Origin of the sequence: Adlercreutzia sp. ZJ154 (assembly GCF_011039055.1) — a bacterium.
Taxonomy (GTDB): Bacteria; Actinomycetota; Coriobacteriia; order Coriobacteriales; family Eggerthellaceae; genus Adlercreutzia_A.
Genome location: NZ_JAAKEF010000002.1, coordinates 109,378 through 131,792 on the forward strand (window position 1 = coordinate 109,378; position 22,415 = coordinate 131,792).

The window sequence follows — 22,415 nt, forward strand, 5'->3', positions numbered from 1 at the left end:
GCACTACGGCAAACAAGCATTATTAGCGCAAGCAAATTATAGCGAAAAGCAAGCAAGTCTGTCTTGCAATCTGCAGGATATATTGGGTCCGATCTGTGAAGGCGACGCACACCTACTTATGAAACGCCCAACGTATTGAAAGAATTAATGTTCCCAGCGCAGGGATAAGCATATAAAGCCATAGATTGCTGTAAGCAAGAGCCATGTTGCCCGTTTGTCCATAAATGCCTTCAACAATAAAGCCACCTATAACCGGACCTATAAGAGATCCTAGATCAAGACCAGTGAACATGGTATTGCTTGCAGCTCCGCGATGCGATGCCGATACCGAAGCTAAAGCAAACGATTGCAAAAGTGGAGCACAACAGCCAAAACCAAATGCACCGAGAACTGCAGCTATGACAAACCCCGAAACACCCGTAGCTACTGATAACGCTATATAAGATGCTAAAAAGAACAAGACACCGACTGCAACAAACCTTGGGGTTCCATATTTATCAGCCAGATTGCCATAAATTGGTCGCGTAATAACTAAACCAAGAGAATAAACAATAAAGTAAAAACCAAGGTTCTCAATTCCTCGCTCAAGACCGTAAAGAACTATATAGGAGCCCATACATGCAAATGAAGTTGAAATGCACATTAATGCAATAGCCTTGCTAATTACCTGAGGCGCAAACATACGATCAAAGCGCAATTTATATGGCAGTTTTTGATAAGAGGGTTCTTTAAGAAAAATAACCCCAATAATAGCAATTAAAACTGAAAGAGCTGCCAATATATACGACCACGTAAAGCCTATTAAATCTATAAGCGTTAAACCAGCTGCAGGACCAATAACCTGAGCAAAAGATTGAGCCAAGGTATAAATACTTACCCCACTTGCAAATTTATCTTTAGGTAAGTATTCGGTAAGCATTGACATAGCTAATGGACCCGAACATCCAACACCTATGCCATGGAACAACCTGACAACAACGAGTACTTCTAACGATTGGACAAAACCATACAAAAACATGCAAATAGTAATAATTACCTGAGAAAGTATAAGCATTCGTCGCCTTGAAAAACTATCAAATGCCGGACCTGCAATAGGTCTGATCAACAACGATGATAGAGCAAAAGAACTGGATACCACGCCTACCATAGCAGCCGAAGCCCCAAGCACCGTTGCATAAAGTGGCAAGGTTGCCATAGTCATAAAAGCAGCTGTAGATTGAAAAAAGTTTGCCAGCAGTAAAATTACATAAGGCACAGACCATATGCTGGTTTTTGTTGTTTTATTCATGGCGTGCGAATACCGAGCCCACAAAGACATGCCTTATATAAAAGCGATGCGCCAACCGTTAACCGTATCAGGCTTAGGACCTTGTTCTTGATTTTCTGTATTAGCGTTCTTATGATTCACCCATTCACATCCAAACTTATTCTTTGCGGATATACCAATTACTAGATTTTATCTAACAATATGGTAGCAGCGCGTTTATTCCTTCTTTTCTTTAACACTATCATTCATGCTGCAGCAAAGCCAAAGAAATCGGTTTTGATATTGAGGATTTCCCCAAGCGTCGCCAAAAATTGACGACGCTAGCATTGATCTTGTGGAGCGGGCGACGGGAATCGAACCCGCGTAGCGAGCTTGGGAAGCTCGAGTTCTACCATTGAACCACGCCCGCAGTGTGAAGTTATTATACTCCAACCCCCTTAAAAGCCTCTATTTTTTTCAGCAAAACATCGCAAGCGACGCCTATGTGCCTTGATTGCGATTCGATTACTCCTATTGTATTGTGGTTAAAACGCAACATTGCACGTTGTCTGAGAGTTATAATGACAGTCGAAGATTCAATATATCTCCAGTTGCCAGCGGCTTTCCGAACCCGTCATACTCCATTTTATTTCGGATACGGCATCCAGCAGGGCGGCATCATGCGAAACAAGCAGAACTGCACCCGGAAACCGAACGAGCAAGTTTTGGAGGGCTTCAATGGACCCAATGTCCAGATGATTGGTTGGCTCATCGAGCACGAGAAAATTGGGATCATCAATAAGCTGCTCAGCTAACAATAGTTTGCGCAGTTCGCCAGGACTGACCTCGCTGCCATCGAGCAATCGCTCAGGGTCAGAATTGAGATGCGCCACAACAGACAAAATACGACCACGTTTATCTGGAGTGCAGTTTCTAAGCATTTTGAGAGCACGTTCGCGTTCTTCTTTACCTATTCCTTGTGGGATATAGGCAACTTTGATGTTGGGAGAGGTTGATTCCACAATGTAGTGCACAACGAGACTCTTTCCCGTTCCGTTTCGACCGGAGAGCGTTACATGATCAGTCGAATCTATCCAAAGCTCAGGGACATAGACAGAAAAATCGCCAGCTTGCAGCGTAGTTGACACAACATGCGACACGATACTAGATCGAGCAACGGTCCCCCAGTCCCCAAGACGATGCTCATAGCGCTTACCAACATGAATGTCAGCTAGCGATTCGTTTGCTCTTGCAAGCCTTCGATCCATATTGGATGATAGTTTTCCTGCCACGCCATCTTTTCCCGATATGATGGCACGCCCGATACGTTCTCGCGCGTCATTGTCCTTATTGCCCAGACCACGACCGCTGCGCTTGGCTTTTTGTAGCGAAGCCTCTTGCCGGCGGCGCTGTGCCTCAACCTCGATTCTCTTCACCTCGCGTTTAGCCTTTTCACGTCTCCTAAGCGCCGACATACGGTCGTTTGCCGCTTGGTCAGTTGCTTTGGTATAGCCGCCAGGACGCATAATTACTTGTCTGCCATCAAAGATGAGGCTCTGCGAGACAAGACTATCGAGCAAGTCGCGGTCATGAGATATGAGAAGACCAATTCCCTTAAAAGAAGCGAGAGCTTCCTTAATGATAGTTCTAGTCTCACTGTCAAGATCGTTGGTGGGTTCATCCATCACCAGAACATCCGGTGCAGAGAACAATGCGCACGCAATCTGTATGCGTCGTTGTTGACCACCAGAAAGCGTCTCGTAGCGCCAGAACCATTCCTCGTCAATGCCCAAAAGCTCCCGAAGGTGTCGCCCTTCGTGACTCCAGTTGTCTGCAAGCTCATACAGATTCGATGGAGTCACGCTAGCATCTTGAGAGCAGTAGGACGCATAGAGCGACGGTGTGATAGACCCCGAGATGGGTGCAATCTGTCGTGCCGCAATGAGAGCAAGTGTGGTCTTGCCACAGCCATTATCGCCGATTATGCCAGTCCAGCCTTGAGGGAAAACGGCATTGATGCTGTCGAGCGCCGGAAAACTGGCACCTGGATATGTATAACTTATATGGGAGAGATTCAGTTGCATAGCAGCACTCCTTTGATAGGAGGCCGCGCAAGGGTCAGGCATACGATTGGCGGTTGTATAGATTAAGAACGCACAGCGATGCGGCACCTTCAAAGCGCGACCATGAAACAGAAAGGTCGTAAATTGGGCGCCCAAAAAGGGCATCGCTAGTTCTTCATTCACCTAACCTTACTCGAAGCGTTGCTTGCCAAAGGCTCCGCTGGAATATTGGAAAAATTATATCACGGAATCAGAGGTGCTCACAAAAGCCCACCGACCTTCTGACCGACGGGCTTAGTTGAGAACGTGTCCTTGATTGCGATTCGAACTTCAACACTGAGGTCAGGAAAGGAAATGTGGACTTACCCCATCATCCATTCGAGGACATTCATCTGCATGATGCCTTCGTGGTTTACCGGGTCTACATCATCTAGGGTAAGCAGAAGCTTCGGGTGGTTATCCTCGATCTTCCTGAAAGGAGCAAGCTCGCGTTCCAACACCTTCTCGCTTGAGATGCTCTCAGCTACTTGGAAATATGCGCGCCCGCTATCGCCCTCAACCACAAAATCGACTTCCAAATCCCCGATGCGCCCCACCTGCACCGACTTGAATCTTCGCTTCAGCTCTAGGAACACGATGTTCTCAAGGATACGCCCTGTATCACGAACTTGATTGGATAGGATCATCCGCCGCATCCCCATATCAATCGCATAGAACTTCTGTTGCTGTTTCAGCAGTCGCTTTCCACGAAGGTCGAAGCATTTCGCTGAGTAGATTATGAAGCTATTGACCAGCGCTGACAGATATTCGTCGATGGTGTTGCGAGACACCTTGGTTCCATTCGATGCAAGCGTATCGGCTATGCCCTTCACTGATGTGAGGTTGCCGACGTTGTCGAACATGAAATCGACAAGGTAACCGAGCCCAAGCGTGTTGGCAATATTCAAGCGCTGCGCCACGTCCTTGAACAGCACCGTATTGAGGATGCCTTCCAGATAGTCATGAAGAGCCAGTGAGTCCTGCGCGAAATCGACCGTGGCGGGGAATGAACTCTGCGAGATGTATCGGCTGTACAAGCGCCTCAAGGATTCGTCTGATGTATTGGTGGAAACATACTCCGAGAAGGACAGCGGTAACATGCTGATCTCTACATAGCGACCGGAGAGCAGAGTGGCAAGCGTGCCTTCGAGCATCATCGCGTTGGAACCAGTGATGTACAGGTCTATGTTTTCTCTGGTATAGAGGCTATCGACTGCTTTCTGGAAATCGGGTACGTTTTGAACCTCGTCTATGAAGACGTAATGCATCTGACCGTCATTCACTCGGCTAAGCACCTCATCGTGTAGTGCGTGGTAGTCAAGCAAGCTCTCGTTTTCCAGTTGCTCAAGATTCAATGTGATGACGTGGTCCCGCTTCACGCCTTCGGCTCTGAGCTCGTCAGCGAAGAGCTTTAGCAGCGTTGACTTCCCGCATCTGCGCACGCCGGTCACAACCTTGATGACATCTCTATCCTTCCAGCGTTGCAGTTTCTCTATATATATTGGGCGGCCTATCATCCGAATCACCATAATTCTCAATGTGTTGACATAATTTATTGAATTCAACTATTATATCATTTCGTTGACATAATTTAGGAATAAGAGACTCCCTGATTTTCGCCGGAATCAACGCATTCTGACTCGATGAGTCCGCAAACCAGATCGGCCATTGAGGAATAGGACCGCCATCCACGACGATCTTGAAGTCGCGTCTGTGGCGATCGGTGCAGTCTTCGTGCTGGAAGCGGCACCCCATTGCCTCCCCATTTACCACTTGTGGACTTGAACTTACCCCGATTTAGTTGACACTACTATTCTTTCTTTTGTGAAAGACCGGCAATGATTAATCGGAACAATCGTCAACGTTTCAAAAACTCAGTCATTAAGTTGTATCAGGGATCTAGCTATAATTGGATAATAAAGTATCTTTCCATAAAGCAATGCTAGCTTAAAGCCGTTTTAGCGGCGTGGCAGTTGGAGTCTCGCCGCCGTTTAGAACGCATATGATGCGCTCTTCCAGTCTTTTTTCAGTAACTATCTCATCGAAAAGCGGAATCTTCATGCCTTTGTAGATAAGCACAATGTAAGGAACGGCAGCTACGGCAAAGGCGATGCGCAGGGCACGTTGCTCGTCGCTGTTCACAATGCAGAATTTCACGGTGTTGTCGAACTTATCTGACAGGTTTTCCACACGCGGAACCATATCGCCGCAAAAGGTACACCAGCCTGCAGTAAACAGAATTACGCAGGGAACATTGCTATCAGCCACCTCTTGATTGAAGGTACTGTCGGTTATCTCGTAAATCATAGAGCTTCCTCTGTTATCGTTTTGGCGCTAAAGAACTTTTGAAGCGGCGTTCCATATATTCGTCCGTAAGGAACTACCGGCATATCTTCAGTACCTCTTTGAACTTAATTGTAACAAAGCGCTTACAATTGCAAAATTGATACTGGATATCCCTATACCCAGCGATAATAAAAGGAAAACAACGAGAAGACCTAAAGACTGCATCCTAGCATATTTGATGGGATTTGCAGTACCAATTTGCTGCGCTACCCTACTTTCTATATGTCTGGGCATTTTTGGCATATAGGCAGAAAAGTGTGTCTGTTTTAGTCGATTGCATATGGATAGGGCACGCTGTGATGGAACTCTGACCAAACCAGACTGTGTGTTGCCTTCGTCACTTTTTAGGCGAAAAATGGTCAAAACTTCCGACTTTCCACAGTCTATAATGCCAAATTACGCCAATTACGAATCAAAATAGAATTGGAGAACCCTGTTTGCCCAGTGTTCTCCACAATTCAAGTTAGCTATGTGACGCTATGACCATGGAAAGCTGGAAGTTTTGACCATTTTTGTCAATTTATTTCTCTCGTCGCGCCAGCGCTGCAGCGTTTTTAAGCTCACCACCCCAAGCTCACGAGATGCCTTTAGGCAAGAGCCTCCGTGCTTGTCTATGATTCTCAGTGCTTTCTTCTTGAACTCCGGACTGTACATACCTTCTTCCTTTCCACGCAATCACGTGCCCAGGAAATCGTCCGGGACCTCAACCCATCTATGTTTATACCAACAGCATTGAGGATACCAACAATGACGCTCTCGTCCTCCTGTGCAAGCATTGTTTCAAGAATGAGTTCCTCGAAACGAAAGTCGAAGTCAATGAACCTCGTTGAGGCGATCCACTCCGCATCGAAGGAGAGCGTATAGCGAAATTCCTCAAACAAGCCAGTGGCTGTTTTTGAATACGGGTGTTTCAATTCGCGTTGGAACACCACGTCTGTTCTGGCAATAGCTTCGACCGAGGTCATTTCGGCGGTAGTATAGCCAAAATGCAACAACATCCAGACTTCAACACATGGATTCGACCAAAGAGGATGGAACGTCGTTGTTTCATCCGAGTTCTGGACGCACTTGTCAACCACGGAGTCGAATTCGCAAAAGTCGAAATCGTCTCGATCGTAAGCAAGCCAAACATGGTCAAAGCCGCCCGACAATCTACATTCTCGTAGTGCGTACTCAAACAAATCAGTCGTATGAAGACCGGTTCCTTTCACGACGATGTGGATACGATTTCTGAACTCTGGTCTTAAGGCATCGCGCATGCCTTGGAAGTACAATGGTTCGGTCTTTTTACCCTCACAGACGATAAGGTGCCGTTCAGGTGCCAAGACCCGATAGCCTTGGCACCTTCCCGGTTTGCGCCATTCATTCTTAGATCGACCTCGCGCCACGCCTAATCCTCCTCCCAATAAAGAAGACGATCGAGTATGGGATCCGCTCCGTATCTGCCCGAGAGATACTGCCTATCGAAAGCGGCATTCTTGCTCACAAGATTTCCATTCGGCTCATGAATGTCGGAAAGCGACCAAAGAGTGCTCACCTCATCTTCATTTCGAGCAGCAAACCAGATTTCGTCTCGGCGAAACACATCATTTCGCATGATGCTGACATCTTGAGATGTGAACACTAGCTGTGCCCCATTCTTATTGATGCTAGGATCTTGAAAGAGCATGATAATGAATCTGAGCAGCTTCGGATGTAGCTTGGAATCTAATTCGTCTATGACGAGCAGATTCCCTTTCTTCAGCGCGTCGTCGAGTGCGATCGCCATGCTCATCATCTTGCGCGTTCCGGCGGACTCTTTGTTAAGCCGAAGCTCATATAGCTTTCTGTTCACGATATGGCGAACCCAGACGCGCCTGTTCTCGAAGTCATCTTCGTCGCCCTCGACTCGAAACCCATCTATGTTTATACCAGCAGCATTGAGAATGCCAACGATGACGCTCTCGTCCTCCTGTGCAAGCATTGTTTCAAGAATGAGTTCCTCGAAACGAAAGTCGAAGTCAATGAACCTCGTTGAGGCGATCCACTCCGCAGCCATGTCAACAAATTCAATATCGTAATTTAACGCAAGGAAGGACAGATAAGGAATGTCCACATTAAACGATGTGTTTACTCTGGCGCGCTTAAGTGCGGATCCCAATTCCACCTTGCCTTCTGTTCGCTCAAACAACATGGCTGTTCTCGTCCCGCCAACATTTTTTCTCATTAGGCTCTCGGAGGTTATTCCCTCCGCATCGAAGGAGAGCGTATAGCGAAATTCCTGACCCTTCGTTCTAAAGTAGACCTCGAAATCGGAGGACTCATTAGAATGAAACTCATCAAAGCGAAACGCGTCAGTTCCTTTCACTTTGGGTCGTGGAACATCCTTCGTTGTCTCGTCTTTTCGAGAAAGAAGATAGATTGGGTACGAGACAGCATCGAACATCCTGTGCATAGCAAGAAACAGGTTAGACTTGCCTCCAGCGTTCGGACCAAATATAACAGATACTGGAAGAAATGCTTGCCCATCCTTTTCGTCAACGATTAGGGACTCTTTGAACTCTTTCATGGCAGAGGCCTGCATATCAAATATCGTTTCGTCACGGTACGAGCGGAAATTATCAAAGGTGAACTGACAGAGCATTATAGTCTCCTTTTTTTGCGGCGCTGTGCATTATTTATGACATAAATCAGAAATTATTTCTGATTTTATAGGATTATATAACTCAATTCTGCACTATTCAAGACCCAAGACTCTTGCGTTCCAATTTTATCTTGATTCTTGTCATGCTCGCAAACCTTGTGGGAGCAATTAGAATCACCCGTTGCAATCTGACAGAAACGCTAAAAAACGATGTTGTGATATAAGTTTCGATAGTTTTCACCACTGGTGAAATCTCTGATCCCGTTGTCTTATCCTATCATAGTTTGATTTCGAGAAAACAGGCACCCGACGGCTTAGGAATACTCGTCGATAAGATCGAATGCCTCATCCTTGCCATCGCCCTTGACAGCCTCAACAAGCTCTTCGACAGATAGGGTGCCGGGGTTTCTGGAGAGCGATCCCAACTAGAAAACCCTATGCAATACCGCAAAGATCTAGAACTAGCGGCACAGGAAAACGATCCAAGTACTCCACTGCAGTCTCAGAAGACTCATATTAGAATAGCCCATCTTAAATTACTATCACTAGAAATTGATTTTCTTCTCATAATGATAACTAATCAACTTACATGACATTTCTGGTCTGGGAGATCTGTATGGAAAATGTATCTTCGGCTATTTCACTTCGATACGAACTGAACCAAACGATAGCACTAAATAGATAGCAGAGAATTTTATGTGTTACCCATGTTCACGCTGTAATCGCTGTGGGAAATTAGAAAAACTTCGCGCTATAGAACTCCAATGTCCTATGTGCAAGGAGCCTTGGACAGATGATGATTACATCTGCGAAAAATGCGGATACAAGCGCCCAAAGCCACCAGCTCCTCCGGGAGTATCGCGGACCAAAAAAGCTTCTCGTAACCAAAGAGATGATAATTAGATTCAACCGTATATTTTCCTTAAGTTTTGCTTTAAAGAAAAAGGAAGGGATCTATATTTCGACCCCTTCCTTCGTTTAAGAGAAACTATATTGTTTGCTGTTTTGAAAATTTAAAGCAGTTTTTCAGATACTCCTTTAAGTTTCAAAACACTTTTAGTGAACCACAAAAAGAGCCATGCTTTCTGAATCCATTTTTTTAGCTAATTCCTCAATTTCGCCAAATTCAATACAAGCAGTTTGGCAATGTTTAACACAGCTAGGAAGCTTGCCTTTTTCTACACGGTCTTTGCAATGGTCGCACAAAGAAGTAGGAACTGGCAAAAACTCATATTGATATTTATCTTCTGCAAGCTCATAAGGTCCAATCTCGTAAGGCAAAATACCACGCTTACCCTGTTCGCCTACTTTTTTTGGTGCAAAATGATGAACCTGTTGGCAAGCGATTTCACAGGAATGACACCCAGTGCACCATTTATAGTCAAATAATAAACCGTAAGTCATCTTAAAACCCTCCTGTTAAGCCTTGCTCACACGACATAATTGTGATTTATAGGAATTTCCAAGACCTGTTTTGCCAGGTTTCATAGGCAAGAGTTTGTTGATGTTTACATCCATCATGCCAAACAATTCTTCATCTTTACGCTCAGGGAACCACCAACCATGATCAGCAGACACAACACCTTTACGTAACCGAGTAGAAAGTTCTGCTTTTTGAATACAAGAACCATAACGATTCTCGATCTTAACCATGTCGCCATCTTTAATGCCATATTCTGCGGCTGTTTCTGGGTGAATCATAACCAATGGTTCTTTATGAATTTGACGCATAGATGGAGACTGGCGATGCTCCGAATGGAACAGACCCCAACGACGAGCGCCCGTGGTAAGTATGAGCGGATATTCTTTTGCAAGCTCAGGAGTGGAAACGGGGCTTTCCTCTGGCTCTTCATAAGTTGAAAATGCTTCAAAACCAAGATTCGCCATAGGAATGCAATAGAAATTATAGCGACCATATTGTGAGCTGAAACCCGGTTCCTTATCAGGACGCAGTTTACCAGTCTCGTGCTTATGATACTCAAACTGCGGGTAAGCCCAAGTTCTCTCTTTAAGCTCATCATAGGTGTATGGAGTATGGCGTAATACGTAATCAAAGAACTCTTCGGGGTCTTTCCACCAGCTGCCCTCTTCACCCATAAAGCGGCGACCAAGTTCATAGATTATTTGCATGTCGGACTTAGACTCACCTAATGGCTCAATAGCCTTTTTGATAGCGCCTATTTGATAGGGTTGATGTCCACTAATGCCTGCACGTTCTACATAGGTACATGCTGGTAAGAATATATCAGCAACAGCCATAGCAGTTGGGGTCATAAAGAGATCAACATAAACGTTAAAATCGGTACTCTTAAGTGCAGGGATTAAACGCTGGGGCTCAGCACCCATATTTGTAACTGCATTATTAGTCTGGCTCCACCAAGCCTTGATAGGATAAGGCTCACCAGTCTCCAATGCCTTCAAAGCCATGTCGGAACTCTTCATTCCGCCAACTTGAAGTACCGGGTAATCTTGATTCATGCGCTTTTCAGGTCCAACGGTCCATTCAGGTTGTGGAATCTTTTCAAACAACCCATCGCCGGGCATCCATGTTTCACCAACACCAAAGCACGGACGTGCACTAACCATTGAGCCTGGTTTTTCGAAGTTACCTGTTAACGCCATGAGATCGAAGCACGCCATACCAGTAATGTAACCGGAAGTTGCATGATCAACCGCAACGCCCCATTGCATGCAGGCACTCGGAGCCTTGGCTATTGCACGGGCTGCATCTTTAATCTTTTCGGCATCTACACCACAAACTTCAGCAGCCCATTCAGGAGTATATTGTTTAACGTGCTCGCAAAATTCCTCGAAACCATAAGTCCAGCGCTCGCAGAATTCAGCATCATAGAGCTCTTCCTCAACAATAACGTTACACATGCCAAGAAGAAGCGCAAGGTCAGTACCAGGACGTAGCTGGAACCAGTATTCAGATTTACCAGCAAGCCATGTAAGTTTAGGATCTACCGTAATAAGTTTTGATCCACGCTTCATGCACTCTACAACCCAATATCCAAGCATACCATCTGAGTTTGCAACGAGTGGATTGTTGCCCCAAATCAGAATGTATCCAGGTGGCTGCCAGCGAGGATCGTCAAAGCGATCAGGGAAGAATTGGCTATAGTCGCATACAAAGAAATCGCCAATTTTCATGGAAGTACTTGCAAAGCGTGGTGCATAACAAGCTTCACCTGAAAGGAATCCCATACCTTGGTTAGGGGTACCAAGATAATAAGCCGCCAATGGTAAATAACCATTAATATCGCGACCAGTCCCTTGAGTGACCAAAATAGATTGGGCGCCATATTTATCAATAACTTTGTTCATTTCTTCGTAGATGATGTCCCAAGCCTCATCCCAAGAAATGCGCTCCCATTTATCTTCACCACGGTCAGCGCGCGCACGTTTCATTGGGTGAGTAATACGATCAGGATGGTAGATCATCTCGGGTAAAGCAAGACAACGCAAGCAAAGACGACCTTGATTATGCGGATTTTCTGGATCACCTTCAATATGATCCACTTTTCCATCTTTTACATATACCAAAACGCCGCAGTTATTATGGCAACCAGGTGCAGTACGTGCATTTGCGCGAATTACGGTAAAACCATCCTCTTCCCACGAACTTAAGCGTCCGGTAGCATCATCTTGAGGAACTTCATTTGAGTGATCTTCAACAACACCAAAGTACGTCGTATGTTCAGCATTGATGTTTTCCTCGGACTCCATATTCTCTCCTCTCCAAAAAATATGAAATTCTCCGATAGCACAATTAGTATATGGCGGCACATTTATGATTAATTAGTCTTAAATGGAATACCTTATAGTAAAAAATCCCTTCCGATTAAATCGGAAGGGATGATAAGAGCTGAATCCAAAAGAGTTTTTAAAAGAAAAAAGAGCGAGTTCTTCCTATATGGTTTACAAATTACACATCAATGTTGTGATCGTTCTTAACAAAGACGATACTTGCAAGACCAACTAAGCCACCGATAATGCCATAAACCATACCAGCAGTTCCCCAAGAAGTTGCAACCATAACCGTAGCAAAGAAAGTGGCGATAAGAGATCCCAATTGGGTCACAAACGCCATACCAGTCAAAGCCCAGTCGGTTTGTTTTGGACGCTGTGCCAAAACAGGGATAATTGCACGAGTCATCGTCGGCACTATACCTGCGCAAATGAAACCAAGGAGAACCGCACAAGTCCAAGCAAGTGCTACGGATCCGGCATCTTGCCAAATAAAGAATGCGAAAAGAAGACCAGTGCAAATATAACCAATGATTAATATAAGTTTGCGCTGACGGATCTTATCTGCGAGCCATCCAATAAAGATACCAGACGGAATGGTTACTAATGCAGTTACCAAAGTAGTCATTGAAGAAGACATGAGATCCATGCCTAATGTCTGCTGAAGATAAGTTGGGAAGAAGCTATTGTAGCAACCGTATACTGTAGCCCATGCTACAAAACCAAAGCCAACGATTACTGCATCGCGAACATAAATTTTTGTAGCCGATGCTGGTTTATCTTCTTTTTCAAGATTATCTTCACGTAAAAGATTCTCAGGAACTAATGGAAGTTGCACAAAGATAATCAAAAGAATAGTAGTGATTACAGTAAGGACAGTAGAAAGATAGAATATAGATTGCCAACCAAATGCTTGGAATAGGATAGGAGTACTCAATGCACCCATAGCAATACCCGGGGTTACCCATTGAGACCAAATGCCCATTACTAAACCCTGTTCTTCAAGCGGGAACAAACGAGGCATAATGTTTGGACCCAAAACAGCTATAAGACCAAAGCCACAACCTTGAATTGCGCGTCCTACTAAAAAGACGGTTGAATCAGCCGCAAATAAGCAAATCAAGTTTCCTAAAATTGCCAAAACGGCAGTAACTAATAGAGAAAATTTAATACCAAAGTGCTGCATCAACCATGTGCATGGATAAGCAAGGATTAAACCAGCAATGGTGTAAACAGACATTAAAAACCCCATATTGGCAGGATCTATACCGAAAATCTCTGCAATTGGAGCAATAACGGGAGCCATCATTTGCCATTGATAGACACAAGTTGCACCAAAAGCAAATAATACCCAGAAGCAAAGCCACTTACGAAGCTTTGTCATCTGGTCATTTGCGATTCCCCATTGTGCAAGTTTATTATTTCCATAGGCGCTTTTATCGACCGTATTAGAGCTTGCCATAAAAACCTCCTCGTAAGTCTAAAAGCGATATAAGTATTAGAAAATCGCAATGCTATCGGAGTCTGAATGAATAAAACTATTCTTTGCGATTTCCCTTTTGATAGACTAACTACAAAATATTTTTTTGATTCCATTGCTTTATCTATAGCCCATTCAAAAAAACAATGGCACACTACTAGATGAATTTGTAACAATTAATTACTTAGGGAGTATTGATTACAATCGCTCATAATGAGTAGGGGGATCATTATGAAAATAAGCGATCTTCGGGAATTCATAAGATTGAGTGAAACACTACACTACACGACTACTGCTAGAGAGTTTTATATAACTCAGCCAGTTCTTTCAAAACATATTGTCAATATGGAAAACGAACTTGACACGAAACTCTTTATTCGAGCTTCAAGCGGTGTAGAGTTAACAAAAATTGGCAACATTTTTTTAAAACACGCAAGCCGAATTGTACGCGAATATGATATTGCACGTGACCACATCGAATTAGCTAAAGCCGGACTAGAAAAGTTTTTTGTTTTAGGTTATTTATATGGTGCAGCGCGTTCTCTTTTAATTCCTGCGCTAAATCGATTTTCGAAACGATACCCAGATATTTTTGTATCTCTCAAGGCTTTAGAATTTGATGAAGTAATTCCAGAGATAACAAATAGCACCATCGATGTTGCCTTAACTACACTTTTTAATATCGATGAATCTTTTCTTAAAGAATCCTATTGCATAATCCCTCTTTACGAAGATTCCCTTTCTATTTTTTTGCCCGAAGATCATCCATTAGCAAAAAGAGATCAGATCTCAATTTATGATTTAAAGGGTGAAAAGATAACTATTACAGCAGCTCCGTTTATGACAAACGACTCAAACGTGATGAAGTCGTATCTAAGCCCCATATGGGATCAACTAGAAATTAGATATGGACTACTTGATGTTTTAAGCATGAGAATGCTTATGAAAAATCACAACTCACTTTACTTTACATTCAATCATCTTAAAAATATTCTTGATGATGATATTGTGGCTATACCTTTAAAGGAAACGTCTCATATAAAATTTCCCGTGAGTATTCTGTATCCAAAATCTGAAGATTGCGAATCATTAAGAGCCTTCGCTCAGTGTTTCAAAGATGAAGCGCAATTACAGATAAAGAAGAAAACTATTTACGCTAACTCTTCTTTTAGCAAAACTTGATCATCCATACGTTCTTGATCTTGTTCTGCCAGTGCTTTTTTATCACCTACTGATACCAAAGCAATCACTGCACCTAAAATTGCGAAGGGAACAAGCACCAACAGCGATGCCATATAAAACCCTAAGGCTTCTACAATACCCCCAAAGAACCCAATTAGAACATTGGCAAGCTGCAAAGAAAATGCAAGAACAGCCATTCCGTAATCAGCTTTTTTAGGATCTTCAGCTAAGATTGGCACTAACGCATAGGTAGCCATAGGAATACCACCCGCGCAAATACCTATTCCGATTGCAAAAATCCAAGGCTCAACACTATTACTGTTTTCCGCAAATCCTATAGTTGCATACAAAACAGCAGCCACAAGATAAGGAATGACTAAAAACCATTTTCGTGTACGAGTTTTACCTGCAATAATTCCAAAAATGATTCCGAACGGAGCAGTTACCAATGCAAGAATCAACGGAACAATGCTCGACATTGCTAGTGGCATATCTTTTACAACCTGAAGATAGGTGGGATAAAACGTGTTTACAGCTCCATAGACAATACCCCAACAAAACATCGAGAGAGCAATAGCTAAAGTGGATACCCAATGCACATGCTTGTAAGTAACTTTCTTTGATGTTTGCTCCATCTCAATTGCATTTTTCGGAATAGCTGGCAACTTCACACAACAAACTAACCATACAGTACATATAACTTCTAGGGCCAACGAAACAATCCAAAGTGATAAATACCCAAAAGATGTAAACAGAATTGGTGTTGTCACAAATCCAAGTACTAGTCCCGGTGTCACCCATAAAGACCATATACCACTAACTAATCCCATCTTATCCGGAGTGAAAATACGAGGGATTACATTTGGCACAACTACAGAAGCAATTCCAAATGCACAGCCTTCTAAGGCTCTTGAAAAAAGAAAGAGTGTTGGGTCGGAGACTAATAAGCCCATTACGGTACCAACAATTGAAACAATAGCGGCTACTAATAACGTACTTTTGATGCCAAAAGTTCTCATAATCCACGCACTTGGAAAAGCAAAGATTAAGCCAGCAACTGCAAATGCTGAAACAATAAATGCAGAACTCGATAATGTGAAACCAAAAATCGTTCCTAAATCTGTTAAAACCGGAGTAACCCTTATAGAGTTATACATAGTCATTGTGCAAAAGCAAAATAAGCACCAAAATGTCATCCAGCTTTCACCGGTAGATAATTCCCTATTCACTACACCATAAGATGCAAGTTTGCCTTGAAAAGTTTTTGACTGATCCATGAACTAACCTTAACTGCCCAATAATATAATTTCTGAATTTTAATCTGCATTTATTTTCAATCTAAATAGGCAAAGAAAGGTATTCAATAGTTTTATTAGCTATAGTTAATAGGAATATTAATACTTATACGTATGGTTAAAAGGAAGCTCAAAATACTATTCAGCAAGCTTCTATGCCATCTATTTGGTAGCAATCCTCTTAATGGGTTTGGCAGGAATGCCGCCAACTACGGCCATAGAGGGCACGTCCTTAGTAACAACAGCACCAGCGGCAACCACCGATCCGCGCCCGATGCGCACGCCGGGCAACACGATGGCGCCCGAACCGATCCAGACATCATCTTCAATATGTATAGGTGCAGGTTCAAGACTAGAGCGTTTTTCAGGATTAAGCGGATGGTTCAACGTTGCCAGAACCACATTGTGTCCTATAAGCGCTCGGTTTCCGATATAAATGCCGCCCTGATCTTGGAACTTGCAGCCGCTGTTGATAAACACATTTTCTCCAAGATGGATATTCTTTCCACAATCCGCATTAAACGGCGGAAATAGAGCAAAGCCTTCTGGAACAGGATGACCCGTCAGATCCCCAAACAGCGCCGCAAGTTCTTCTGGTGTATGGTAGGTGGAATTTATATCAGCACAGATACGAATGGCTTCTTGGCTGACCAGATGCATGAATTCATGCATCTTTGAGCCACCATCTACCGTCTTGCCGCTGTTCAAATGGTCAAGGTATTCTTCAAGCTCCATAACATTTCTTTCTTTCGCTTTGCCTTTATGCAAGTATAAGATTAGAAGATAGCATATCGCCAGCTACACTTCAGATTTGCAACGCGCCTCTAGTTACTGTTTGCACGCCATGCGCTAACAAGTTCACATGCGGCTTTATAAGGGTTATCAGCCGAGCACACAGCGGAAACCACAAAAAAGCCATCCGCACCAGTACGCGCCAGCGCAGGAATATCAGCCAACTTCACACCGCCACCCACCACAATGGGCACAGGGCTTATTGTCGCAAGTTTCGATATATCAGCAAGGCTTTTAGTCAAAATGTTACCAGCGCTATCCATCCCACAATCGCGCTTTGTATCGGTCGGATGAAGCGGCCCCACCCCCAAATAATCTACCGCAGACAATTCAGAAGATTTCACATATTCGATCATTTCTTCAGCGGGTGCCGACAAACCAACTATCGAGTTCGCACCCAAAAGCTTCCGACATATATCAACCGGAATATCACTTTGCCCAACGTGTATGCCGTCAACATTAATTCCACGCGCACGTGCCGCCAGTACAACATCTAGCCTATCATCAACAAGAAGTGCCACGTCATTAGCTTTTCTAGCGTCTGCTATAACTTCAGCGGTCTTTTGCGCACACTCTATCAACTCTCTAGCTGAACATTCTTTTGAACGTATTTGTATACATGTGAAACCACCGTCAAGCGCCTGTGCCACAATGTCTGGCACAGGACGAGCGCGCGTATTCTCGGGACCTAATACCAAATATGCTGAAACATCTACGTGCTTAGCCACACTATTCACCACCTAGTATGTTGTCAACCTTAGCAACTTTCTCAACTATAGTGTTTGTGAAGCCGGGGCGTAAATCGGCTTTCAAAATAACTTCAGTACGAATGCCCTTTTCCGCTAACACGAATGTAGCATCCTTCACAACTTGCATAACCTCATCCCATTCACCCTCTATTTCAGTGAACATTGAACCTAGTCTATACGGCAGCCCACTTTGCCGAATAATACGCACAGCTTGCGCCACTTCCTCAGACAGTTCGTCTCCAACGCCGAAGGGCGCTATCGCTACAGCCACTAATACATTCATGCGTCACACCTCTCTATTCTAAATTGACTGCCGGCAACATCTTCTGCTTCCGCAGAAAATAGCTCGTCAATAAAAGCAGCCTTGAAACTGGCGGGCGTGCTTGCCTTTTGAGCAGCGCGCAACCCCGCCAAGTTATATAACGCAACCGATGCTAGCGCAGCTATAAAAGGGCTAGCAGATGCCGCATACACTGCCATAACACCACCAAGTGAACACCCAAAACCGGTCACTTTTTCCATCAGCGATGAACCGCCATAGCTACGCGCAATCAACTGACCATCGCTAACAAGATCCTCTTCGCCCGATACTGCAACCGCACCCCTTGTCCAACGGGCAAGAGCAACCGCCGCTTCAGCAGCAGACGACACAGAATCGGTAGCATCCACTCCACGCACATTTCCACGCGCCGAAGAATCGTCCAGCAAACCCCACAAATCCGCAAGAGCCATTATCTCGGAAGCGTTTCCGCGAATAATAGAAGGCTTGCAACCTGCCATGTCGGAAAGCAGCTTTGTACGAAGGCTACCAATACCTATTCCTACAGGGTCAAGCACCCATGGCTTGTTCAATTCGGCAGCCTTCTTGGTAGCAGCAGGAATAGTTTGTTCGTATATTGGCATTAATGTGCCCATATTTATGTAGAAAGCCCCACTAGCCTCTATTAAAAACTCCGCTTCATCCGGAAGGTAAACCATAGCAGCAGATCCACCCACGGCTAGCTGCGCATTCGCAACAAAATCCATAGTTACCCCATTGGTAACAGAACCTGCAAGCTGATTTGATTCACGCACGCTGCGAACAGCGGCTGCAATAAGCTGAACGATTTCGGAATCTACCATTATTTTCCTCCTGTTGTTCTTTTTGACAAAACAGGCGGCTTTAATGGGCGGATTGGAACAATTTGGAACTTACATTAATTGAGATAGAAAAAGATGGTCGGGACGACAGGATTCGAACCTGCGACATCCTGCTCCCAAAGCAGGCGCGCTACCAGACTGCGCCACGTCCCGATCCAGACAAGCATTCTACCACAAAAATGTGGTGCGCCCAGCAGGACTCGAACCTGCAACCGCCGGATTAGAAGTCCGATGCTCTATCCATTGAGCCATGGGCGCTCTTCCACTTCTCAGCAGTGAAAATCGCCGTGCAGTAAAACCGCTATGCGCGATTATAAACCAACTCTAGCTTATCTTTAAGCTCACATAGCGCACGACCTCTGTGAGATATGCTACTTTTTCGCTCTTGTGGCACTTCGGCAAACGACAACTGTCCACCCAACTCTATGGGGTAAAAAAGCGGATCGTATCCAAAACCGTCTTCGCCGCGCGCTTCTTGCCCTATATAACCTTCCACTTTACCGTGCGCAACCACTTCCGCACCGTCAGCATCTAAAAAAACAAGCGTGCATACAAATCTGGCTGTCCGTAAATAATTCGGAATACCTTCTAAATTTTTCATTAAAAGTGCATTATTGGCAGCATCGTTGCCATCTAAGCCAGAATAGCGCGACGAATAAACGCCGGGCTGCCCCGAAAGTGCATCAACCTCAAGTCCGGAGTCGTCAGCTAACACGCACATTCCCCCAGATGCAACGTGTGCAGCCTGTGCCTTTATGCGCGCGTTACCCACAAATGAATCAGCATCCTCTACAGGGTCAGACTCCACACCAGCTTCGCGCAAGGTGACAAATTCCCAACCCTTAAAGTTTAGCGCATTGCGTATTTCGTCTGCCTTATGCGCGTTATTGGTTGCTAATAAAACCTTCAAAGCGCCCTTACCTTTCTTCTTAATGGGTACACTCTAATGGGTACACTCGGGCAAATCCAAATGGCAAGCACCCATCATAGGTCTGCCTAAAACCAAGCTGCCGAACCGCTCGAAATCGCGCACATCGTTTCCAGTTGTGTAAAAATTACGCTTTGGAATGCGACCGTTGTTGGCAATTTCTCCCCGTCTGCGCAAAATTTCCTGCGCATCGCACGCAGCCTCTTCAGCAGAAGAAACCAAAGTGGTCTTATTACCCATAACATCTGCAATCAAATCGCGAATTATCGGAAAATGTGTGCACCCCAAAACAAGCGTATCTATAGACGCATTGCAAAGCGGCGCTAATACATCCGCAACAACACGCCTATAAGTCTCATCTTCAAACAATTGCGGCACTTCGCCGTCAAATCGCTCACAAATATCCTTGTCGCGAAAGCGCTGTTCCACCATTTCCACAAAAGAAGGCGTGGCAAGCGAAGTGATATTTATTCCTGCATCTATATTATGAATGGCTCGCTCATATGCACCAGAATTTACCGTCCCCTGAGTGGCTATTACACCCACCTTTCGCGTTCGTGTAGCATGAGCCGCCGCCCGCGCTCCGGGCTCAACAACACCAATTATGGGAATTGGAAATTGCATCTGCGCCGCCTGCAAACCAGCAGCCGTAGCAGTATTGCAAGCTATTATGATCAGTTTGCATCCCCGACGAAATAACCACTCGCATATCTGAAGCACAAACCCTCGAACTTCGTCCAAATTACGAGGACCATATGGACATCGTGCAGAATCGCCCACAAACAAAATATCTTCATTGGGCATCTTCCGTATAAGCTCGGATAAAACAGTTAGTCCACCAAACCCGGAATCGAAAACTCCTATTGGCGCATCGGCATAATTGAATTCCGCTGTACTCAACCGTGTACCACCACAACATCGCCAGTTTTTATAATGCCATAAAGCGATTCAGCTGCATTATATGGAAGGTTGATGCAACCGCGCGAACCATTCGTCAGATAGCGCCCACCGCCGTATGCCGATTGCCACGACGCATCATGGAATCCTACCGAGTTACCTATAAATGGCATCCAGTATTTCACAGGCGATTCATATTCTGGTTTTCCATCGCTTTGGATGCGCCCGCGCAATACCGTTGGGCTGGCTTTTTGATTTGCCGAATATACCCCGGTAGGTGTAGATTTACCCTTATTTGGGTTTCCTGAAACTATAACGCTCTCCCAAATTAGCGACCCATTGTCGTAGAAACGAGCATATTGCTCTGACAAATCTACATCGATATAGCGCGATCCCCAATCTTGACCACCCAAACCATTAAACCCAGTACCACTTTGCAAAACCGGAACAGTCAGCGGCTGAGTGCTGCCTGCTTTTACCGCTTCAGTCACCTGTGTTACCAATGCATCTCGGTCAATCTTCCAACCATAGGTGCCACCCGAAACCGTTATCTGTTTACCATCGGGGCGTGTATATGTGCGCTTACTTCCAACCGTATTGCAAGCAGATGCAACGTCTGCCGCCCATGCGGAAAGGGCAGCTTCATCAAACCCAACCTCTAGCTCAGGGCTAACCGAAACCCATTGCGATGTTAGCTTCGGATCAACATGGACTACAGGAGTGTCTGACATCACAACATCAAATTCCGCTTTCACGTATTCGTTTGCTTGATCGGCAGCAGCCTGCACGCGAGGATCGTCCACTAAGATAGTAGGCTGAACTAGCACAGCATCGGTTAATGTTATTTTGTCTTCTAAATGTAGTAGCCCTTCAAGAATCGTATTTTTTAGAGCATCAGCGTCTATAGCTGTACCTTTTGTCTCTTCAACACAAACAAATTTGTTTTCGCCTTCATCGAATGCAATAGTGGCATTTGTAGGCTGCACAGCATCGGCATTTACAACTTCCAGTTGCGAAGACACTACTGCATCAAGCCCATCTGCATGCATTGACTCCGTGAAAGAATCGGTGCAGTCGTGCTGGTTGAAAATTTCAACCGGCCACATCCAAGGGTTTTCTTTGCTTATTATGTCTTGCGCAACGGCAGCATTATCGGAAGTCAGCCCAACATCCTCGGAAGAAACCTTGAAGTTCAAGCCCTTCCCTACAACGCTGAATGTATGATTTGCCAATGTATTATCAAGTGTAGCTTGCATGTCTTGCGGTGTTTTTAAAGAAAAATCTATTCCTGCCACATTGGTGTTTGGCATGAAATGCGTTGAGAACAACGCCACCCCACCAAGATATAGCCCGCCGAGAACAACTACAACACATGCGCTAGCTATAAGAGCTGTACGCAAATTGTGACGTTTTCCTTGCGCAGCTTCAGAAGAAGGTGACACACCACGGTCTGGCTGTACAGGCGAAGACACTGAGATGTTTGCAGGTGTGCCAGCAGGCGCGGCAGCAGGTGTGCCAGCGGGTGTGCCGGCAGACGCATCAACAGCTGGCGCATCAGCAGGCGCGTCAGCAGGTGTGCTAGCGGACGAAGCCGCAGATTCAACAACCTGCCCAGACTTAACCGCTTGCTCAGGCGCATCAACAGCAGGCGCGTCAGCGTTTTCCACTTTTTCGGAGTTTTTGGGTTCCTCAGATTGGCTAGCAAGACCCGATTCTTTTGCCGCCTCAACATCTTTCGAATCAGCAATCTCTGCAGAAACCGAAGCCTGCTCAGCAGCATTTCCGCCCTTCACAGACGACGCAACATGTTTTCCTTTTGAATGCTTAGCCATGATGCACTTTCGAACACGGTCCAACAATTATTTCATTGTACAGAAATACAAAC

Annotated in this window: 18 protein-coding genes and 3 tRNA genes; 1 reads left to right on the forward strand and 20 read right to left on the reverse strand. The window is 44.9% G+C overall.

Features of this window, described 5'->3' with window-relative positions; all coding sequences use genetic code 11:
* Positions 1 to 112: 112 nt before the first annotated feature.
* The 10 genes from G7Y37_RS01685 to G7Y37_RS01730 form a co-directional block, all read right to left on the reverse strand.
* Positions 113 to 1,288 carry an MFS transporter gene (locus G7Y37_RS01685; RefSeq protein WP_165060814.1) on the reverse strand — a complete coding sequence of 392 codons (1,176 nt, stop codon included), beginning with the start codon at positions 1,286 to 1,288 and terminating at the stop codon, positions 113 to 115.
* Positions 1,289 to 1,602: 314 nt separating this feature from the next.
* A tRNA-Gly gene (locus G7Y37_RS01690) sits at positions 1,603 to 1,676 on the reverse strand.
* Positions 1,677 to 1,842: 166 nt separating this feature from the next.
* Positions 1,843 to 3,330 carry an ATP-binding cassette domain-containing protein gene (locus tag G7Y37_RS01695; RefSeq protein ID WP_165060817.1) on the reverse strand — a complete coding sequence of 496 codons (1,488 nt, stop codon included), beginning with the start codon at positions 3,328 to 3,330 and terminating at the stop codon, positions 1,843 to 1,845.
* A gap of 341 nt (positions 3,331 to 3,671) precedes the next feature.
* Positions 3,672 to 4,865, reverse strand: a complete 1,194-nt coding sequence (locus tag G7Y37_RS01700) for an ATP-binding protein (RefSeq protein WP_165060820.1) — start codon at positions 4,863 to 4,865, stop codon at positions 3,672 to 3,674.
* Positions 4,866 to 5,295: 430 nt separating this feature from the next.
* Positions 5,296 to 5,655, reverse strand: a complete 360-nt coding sequence (locus tag G7Y37_RS01705) for a co-chaperone YbbN (RefSeq protein WP_165060823.1) — start codon at positions 5,653 to 5,655, stop codon at positions 5,296 to 5,298.
* Positions 5,656 to 6,314: 659 nt separating this feature from the next.
* Positions 6,315 to 7,019, reverse strand: a complete 705-nt coding sequence (locus tag G7Y37_RS01710; protein WP_165060827.1) for an RloB family protein — start codon at positions 7,017 to 7,019, stop codon at positions 6,315 to 6,317.
* 65 nt (positions 7,020 to 7,084) lie between these two features.
* Positions 7,085 to 8,317 carry an ATP/GTP-binding protein gene (locus tag G7Y37_RS01715; RefSeq protein ID WP_165060830.1) on the reverse strand — a complete coding sequence of 411 codons (1,233 nt, stop codon included), beginning with the start codon at positions 8,315 to 8,317 and terminating at the stop codon, positions 7,085 to 7,087.
* A gap of 1,056 nt (positions 8,318 to 9,373) precedes the next feature.
* Complete coding sequence (locus G7Y37_RS01720) at positions 9,374 to 9,721, reverse strand: 4Fe-4S dicluster domain-containing protein (RefSeq protein ID WP_165060833.1); 348 nt, start codon at positions 9,719 to 9,721, stop codon at positions 9,374 to 9,376.
* 15 nt (positions 9,722 to 9,736) lie between these two features.
* A complete protein-coding gene (locus G7Y37_RS01725) occupies positions 9,737 to 12,046 on the reverse strand; it encodes a molybdopterin-dependent oxidoreductase (RefSeq protein ID WP_165060836.1) in 2,310 nt (769 codons plus the stop codon).
* 199 nt (positions 12,047 to 12,245) lie between these two features.
* A complete protein-coding gene (locus tag G7Y37_RS01730; RefSeq protein ID WP_165060839.1) occupies positions 12,246 to 13,529 on the reverse strand; it encodes an MFS transporter in 1,284 nt (427 codons plus the stop codon).
* Between the two features lie 249 nt (positions 13,530 to 13,778).
* On the opposite strand from G7Y37_RS01730, the gene G7Y37_RS01735 reads away from it, so the two are divergent.
* Positions 13,779 to 14,729, forward strand: a complete 951-nt coding sequence (locus tag G7Y37_RS01735; protein WP_165060842.1) for a LysR family transcriptional regulator — start codon at positions 13,779 to 13,781, stop codon at positions 14,727 to 14,729.
* Here the strand turns inward: G7Y37_RS01735 and G7Y37_RS01740 are convergent.
* The 10 genes from G7Y37_RS01740 to G7Y37_RS01785 form a co-directional block, all read right to left on the reverse strand.
* Entirely contained in the window at positions 14,699 to 16,006 is a 1,308-nt protein-coding gene (locus G7Y37_RS01740; RefSeq protein WP_165060845.1) for an MFS transporter, read from the reverse strand. The genes G7Y37_RS01735 and G7Y37_RS01740 overlap by 31 nt on opposite strands.
* A 180-nt stretch (positions 16,007 to 16,186) precedes the next feature.
* Positions 16,187 to 16,759: a sugar O-acetyltransferase gene (locus G7Y37_RS01745; protein ID WP_165060848.1), complete on the reverse strand. Its 573-nt coding sequence runs from the start codon at positions 16,757 to 16,759 to the stop codon at positions 16,187 to 16,189.
* A gap of 89 nt (positions 16,760 to 16,848) precedes the next feature.
* The gene (locus G7Y37_RS01750) at positions 16,849 to 17,544 is read right to left on the reverse strand and encodes a thiamine phosphate synthase (protein WP_165060851.1); all 696 of its coding nucleotides are present in this window, start codon (positions 17,542 to 17,544) and stop codon (positions 16,849 to 16,851) included.
* A 1-nt stretch (position 17,545) separates the two neighbouring features.
* The gene (locus G7Y37_RS01755; protein WP_165060854.1) at positions 17,546 to 17,848 is read right to left on the reverse strand and encodes an MTH1187 family thiamine-binding protein; all 303 of its coding nucleotides are present in this window, start codon (positions 17,846 to 17,848) and stop codon (positions 17,546 to 17,548) included.
* Positions 17,845 to 18,687: a hydroxyethylthiazole kinase gene (gene thiM / locus G7Y37_RS01760; RefSeq protein ID WP_165060856.1), complete on the reverse strand. Its 843-nt coding sequence runs from the start codon at positions 18,685 to 18,687 to the stop codon at positions 17,845 to 17,847. The genes G7Y37_RS01755 and thiM overlap by 4 nt, the downstream gene beginning before the upstream one ends.
* A 94-nt stretch (positions 18,688 to 18,781) precedes the next feature.
* A tRNA-Pro gene (locus tag G7Y37_RS01765) sits at positions 18,782 to 18,858 on the reverse strand.
* 29 nt (positions 18,859 to 18,887) lie between these two features.
* Positions 18,888 to 18,963: transfer RNA gene (locus G7Y37_RS01770), tRNA-Arg, on the reverse strand.
* A 43-nt stretch (positions 18,964 to 19,006) separates the two neighbouring features.
* On the reverse strand, positions 19,007 to 19,615 hold the full coding sequence (rdgB, locus tag G7Y37_RS01775; protein ID WP_165060859.1) for an RdgB/HAM1 family non-canonical purine NTP pyrophosphatase: 609 nt from the start codon (positions 19,613 to 19,615) through the stop codon (positions 19,007 to 19,009).
* A gap of 33 nt (positions 19,616 to 19,648) precedes the next feature.
* Positions 19,649 to 20,533, reverse strand: coding sequence for a glutamate racemase (murI, locus tag G7Y37_RS01780; RefSeq protein ID WP_165060862.1), 885 nt, complete (start codon positions 20,531 to 20,533; stop codon positions 19,649 to 19,651).
* The gene (locus G7Y37_RS01785) at positions 20,530 to 22,362 is read right to left on the reverse strand and encodes a L,D-transpeptidase family protein (RefSeq protein ID WP_165060865.1); all 1,833 of its coding nucleotides are present in this window, start codon (positions 22,360 to 22,362) and stop codon (positions 20,530 to 20,532) included. The genes murI and G7Y37_RS01785 overlap by 4 nt, the downstream gene beginning before the upstream one ends.
* Positions 22,363 to 22,415 lie beyond the last annotated feature (53 nt).

What these genes read in the sequence shown, in the direction of transcription:
- G7Y37_RS01685 (WP_165060814.1), bottom strand. Translation starts at nt 1,288, where the DNA reads ATGAATAAAACAACAAAAACCAGCATATGGTCTGTGCCTTATGTAATT.
- G7Y37_RS01695 (WP_165060817.1), bottom strand. Translation starts at nt 3,330, where the DNA reads ATGCAACTGAATCTCTCCCATATAAGTTATACATATCCAGGTGCCAGT.
- G7Y37_RS01700 (WP_165060820.1), bottom strand. Translation starts at nt 4,865, where the DNA reads ATGATAGGCCGCCCAATATATATAGAGAAACTGCAACGCTGGAAGGAT.
- G7Y37_RS01705 (WP_165060823.1), bottom strand. Translation starts at nt 5,655, where the DNA reads ATGATTTACGAGATAACCGACAGTACCTTCAATCAAGAGGTGGCTGAT.
- G7Y37_RS01715 (WP_165060830.1), bottom strand. Translation starts at nt 8,317, where the DNA reads ATGCTCTGTCAGTTCACCTTTGATAATTTCCGCTCGTACCGTGACGAA.
- G7Y37_RS01720 (WP_165060833.1), bottom strand. Translation starts at nt 9,721, where the DNA reads ATGACTTACGGTTTATTATTTGACTATAAATGGTGCACTGGGTGTCAT.
- G7Y37_RS01725 (WP_165060836.1), bottom strand. Translation starts at nt 12,046, where the DNA reads ATGGAGTCCGAGGAAAACATCAATGCTGAACATACGACGTACTTTGGT.
- G7Y37_RS01730 (WP_165060839.1), bottom strand. Translation starts at nt 13,529, where the DNA reads ATGGCAAGCTCTAATACGGTCGATAAAAGCGCCTATGGAAATAATAAA.
- G7Y37_RS01735 (WP_165060842.1), top strand. Translation starts at nt 13,779, where the DNA reads ATGAAAATAAGCGATCTTCGGGAATTCATAAGATTGAGTGAAACACTA.
- G7Y37_RS01740 (WP_165060845.1), bottom strand. Translation starts at nt 16,006, where the DNA reads ATGGATCAGTCAAAAACTTTTCAAGGCAAACTTGCATCTTATGGTGTA.
- G7Y37_RS01745 (WP_165060848.1), bottom strand. Translation starts at nt 16,759, where the DNA reads ATGGAGCTTGAAGAATACCTTGACCATTTGAACAGCGGCAAGACGGTA.
- G7Y37_RS01755 (WP_165060854.1), bottom strand. Translation starts at nt 17,848, where the DNA reads ATGAATGTATTAGTGGCTGTAGCGATAGCGCCCTTCGGCGTTGGAGAC.
- thiM (WP_165060856.1), bottom strand. Translation starts at nt 18,687, where the DNA reads ATGGTAGATTCCGAAATCGTTCAGCTTATTGCAGCCGCTGTTCGCAGC.
- G7Y37_RS01785 (WP_165060865.1), bottom strand. Translation starts at nt 22,362, where the DNA reads ATGGCTAAGCATTCAAAAGGAAAACATGTTGCGTCGTCTGTGAAGGGC.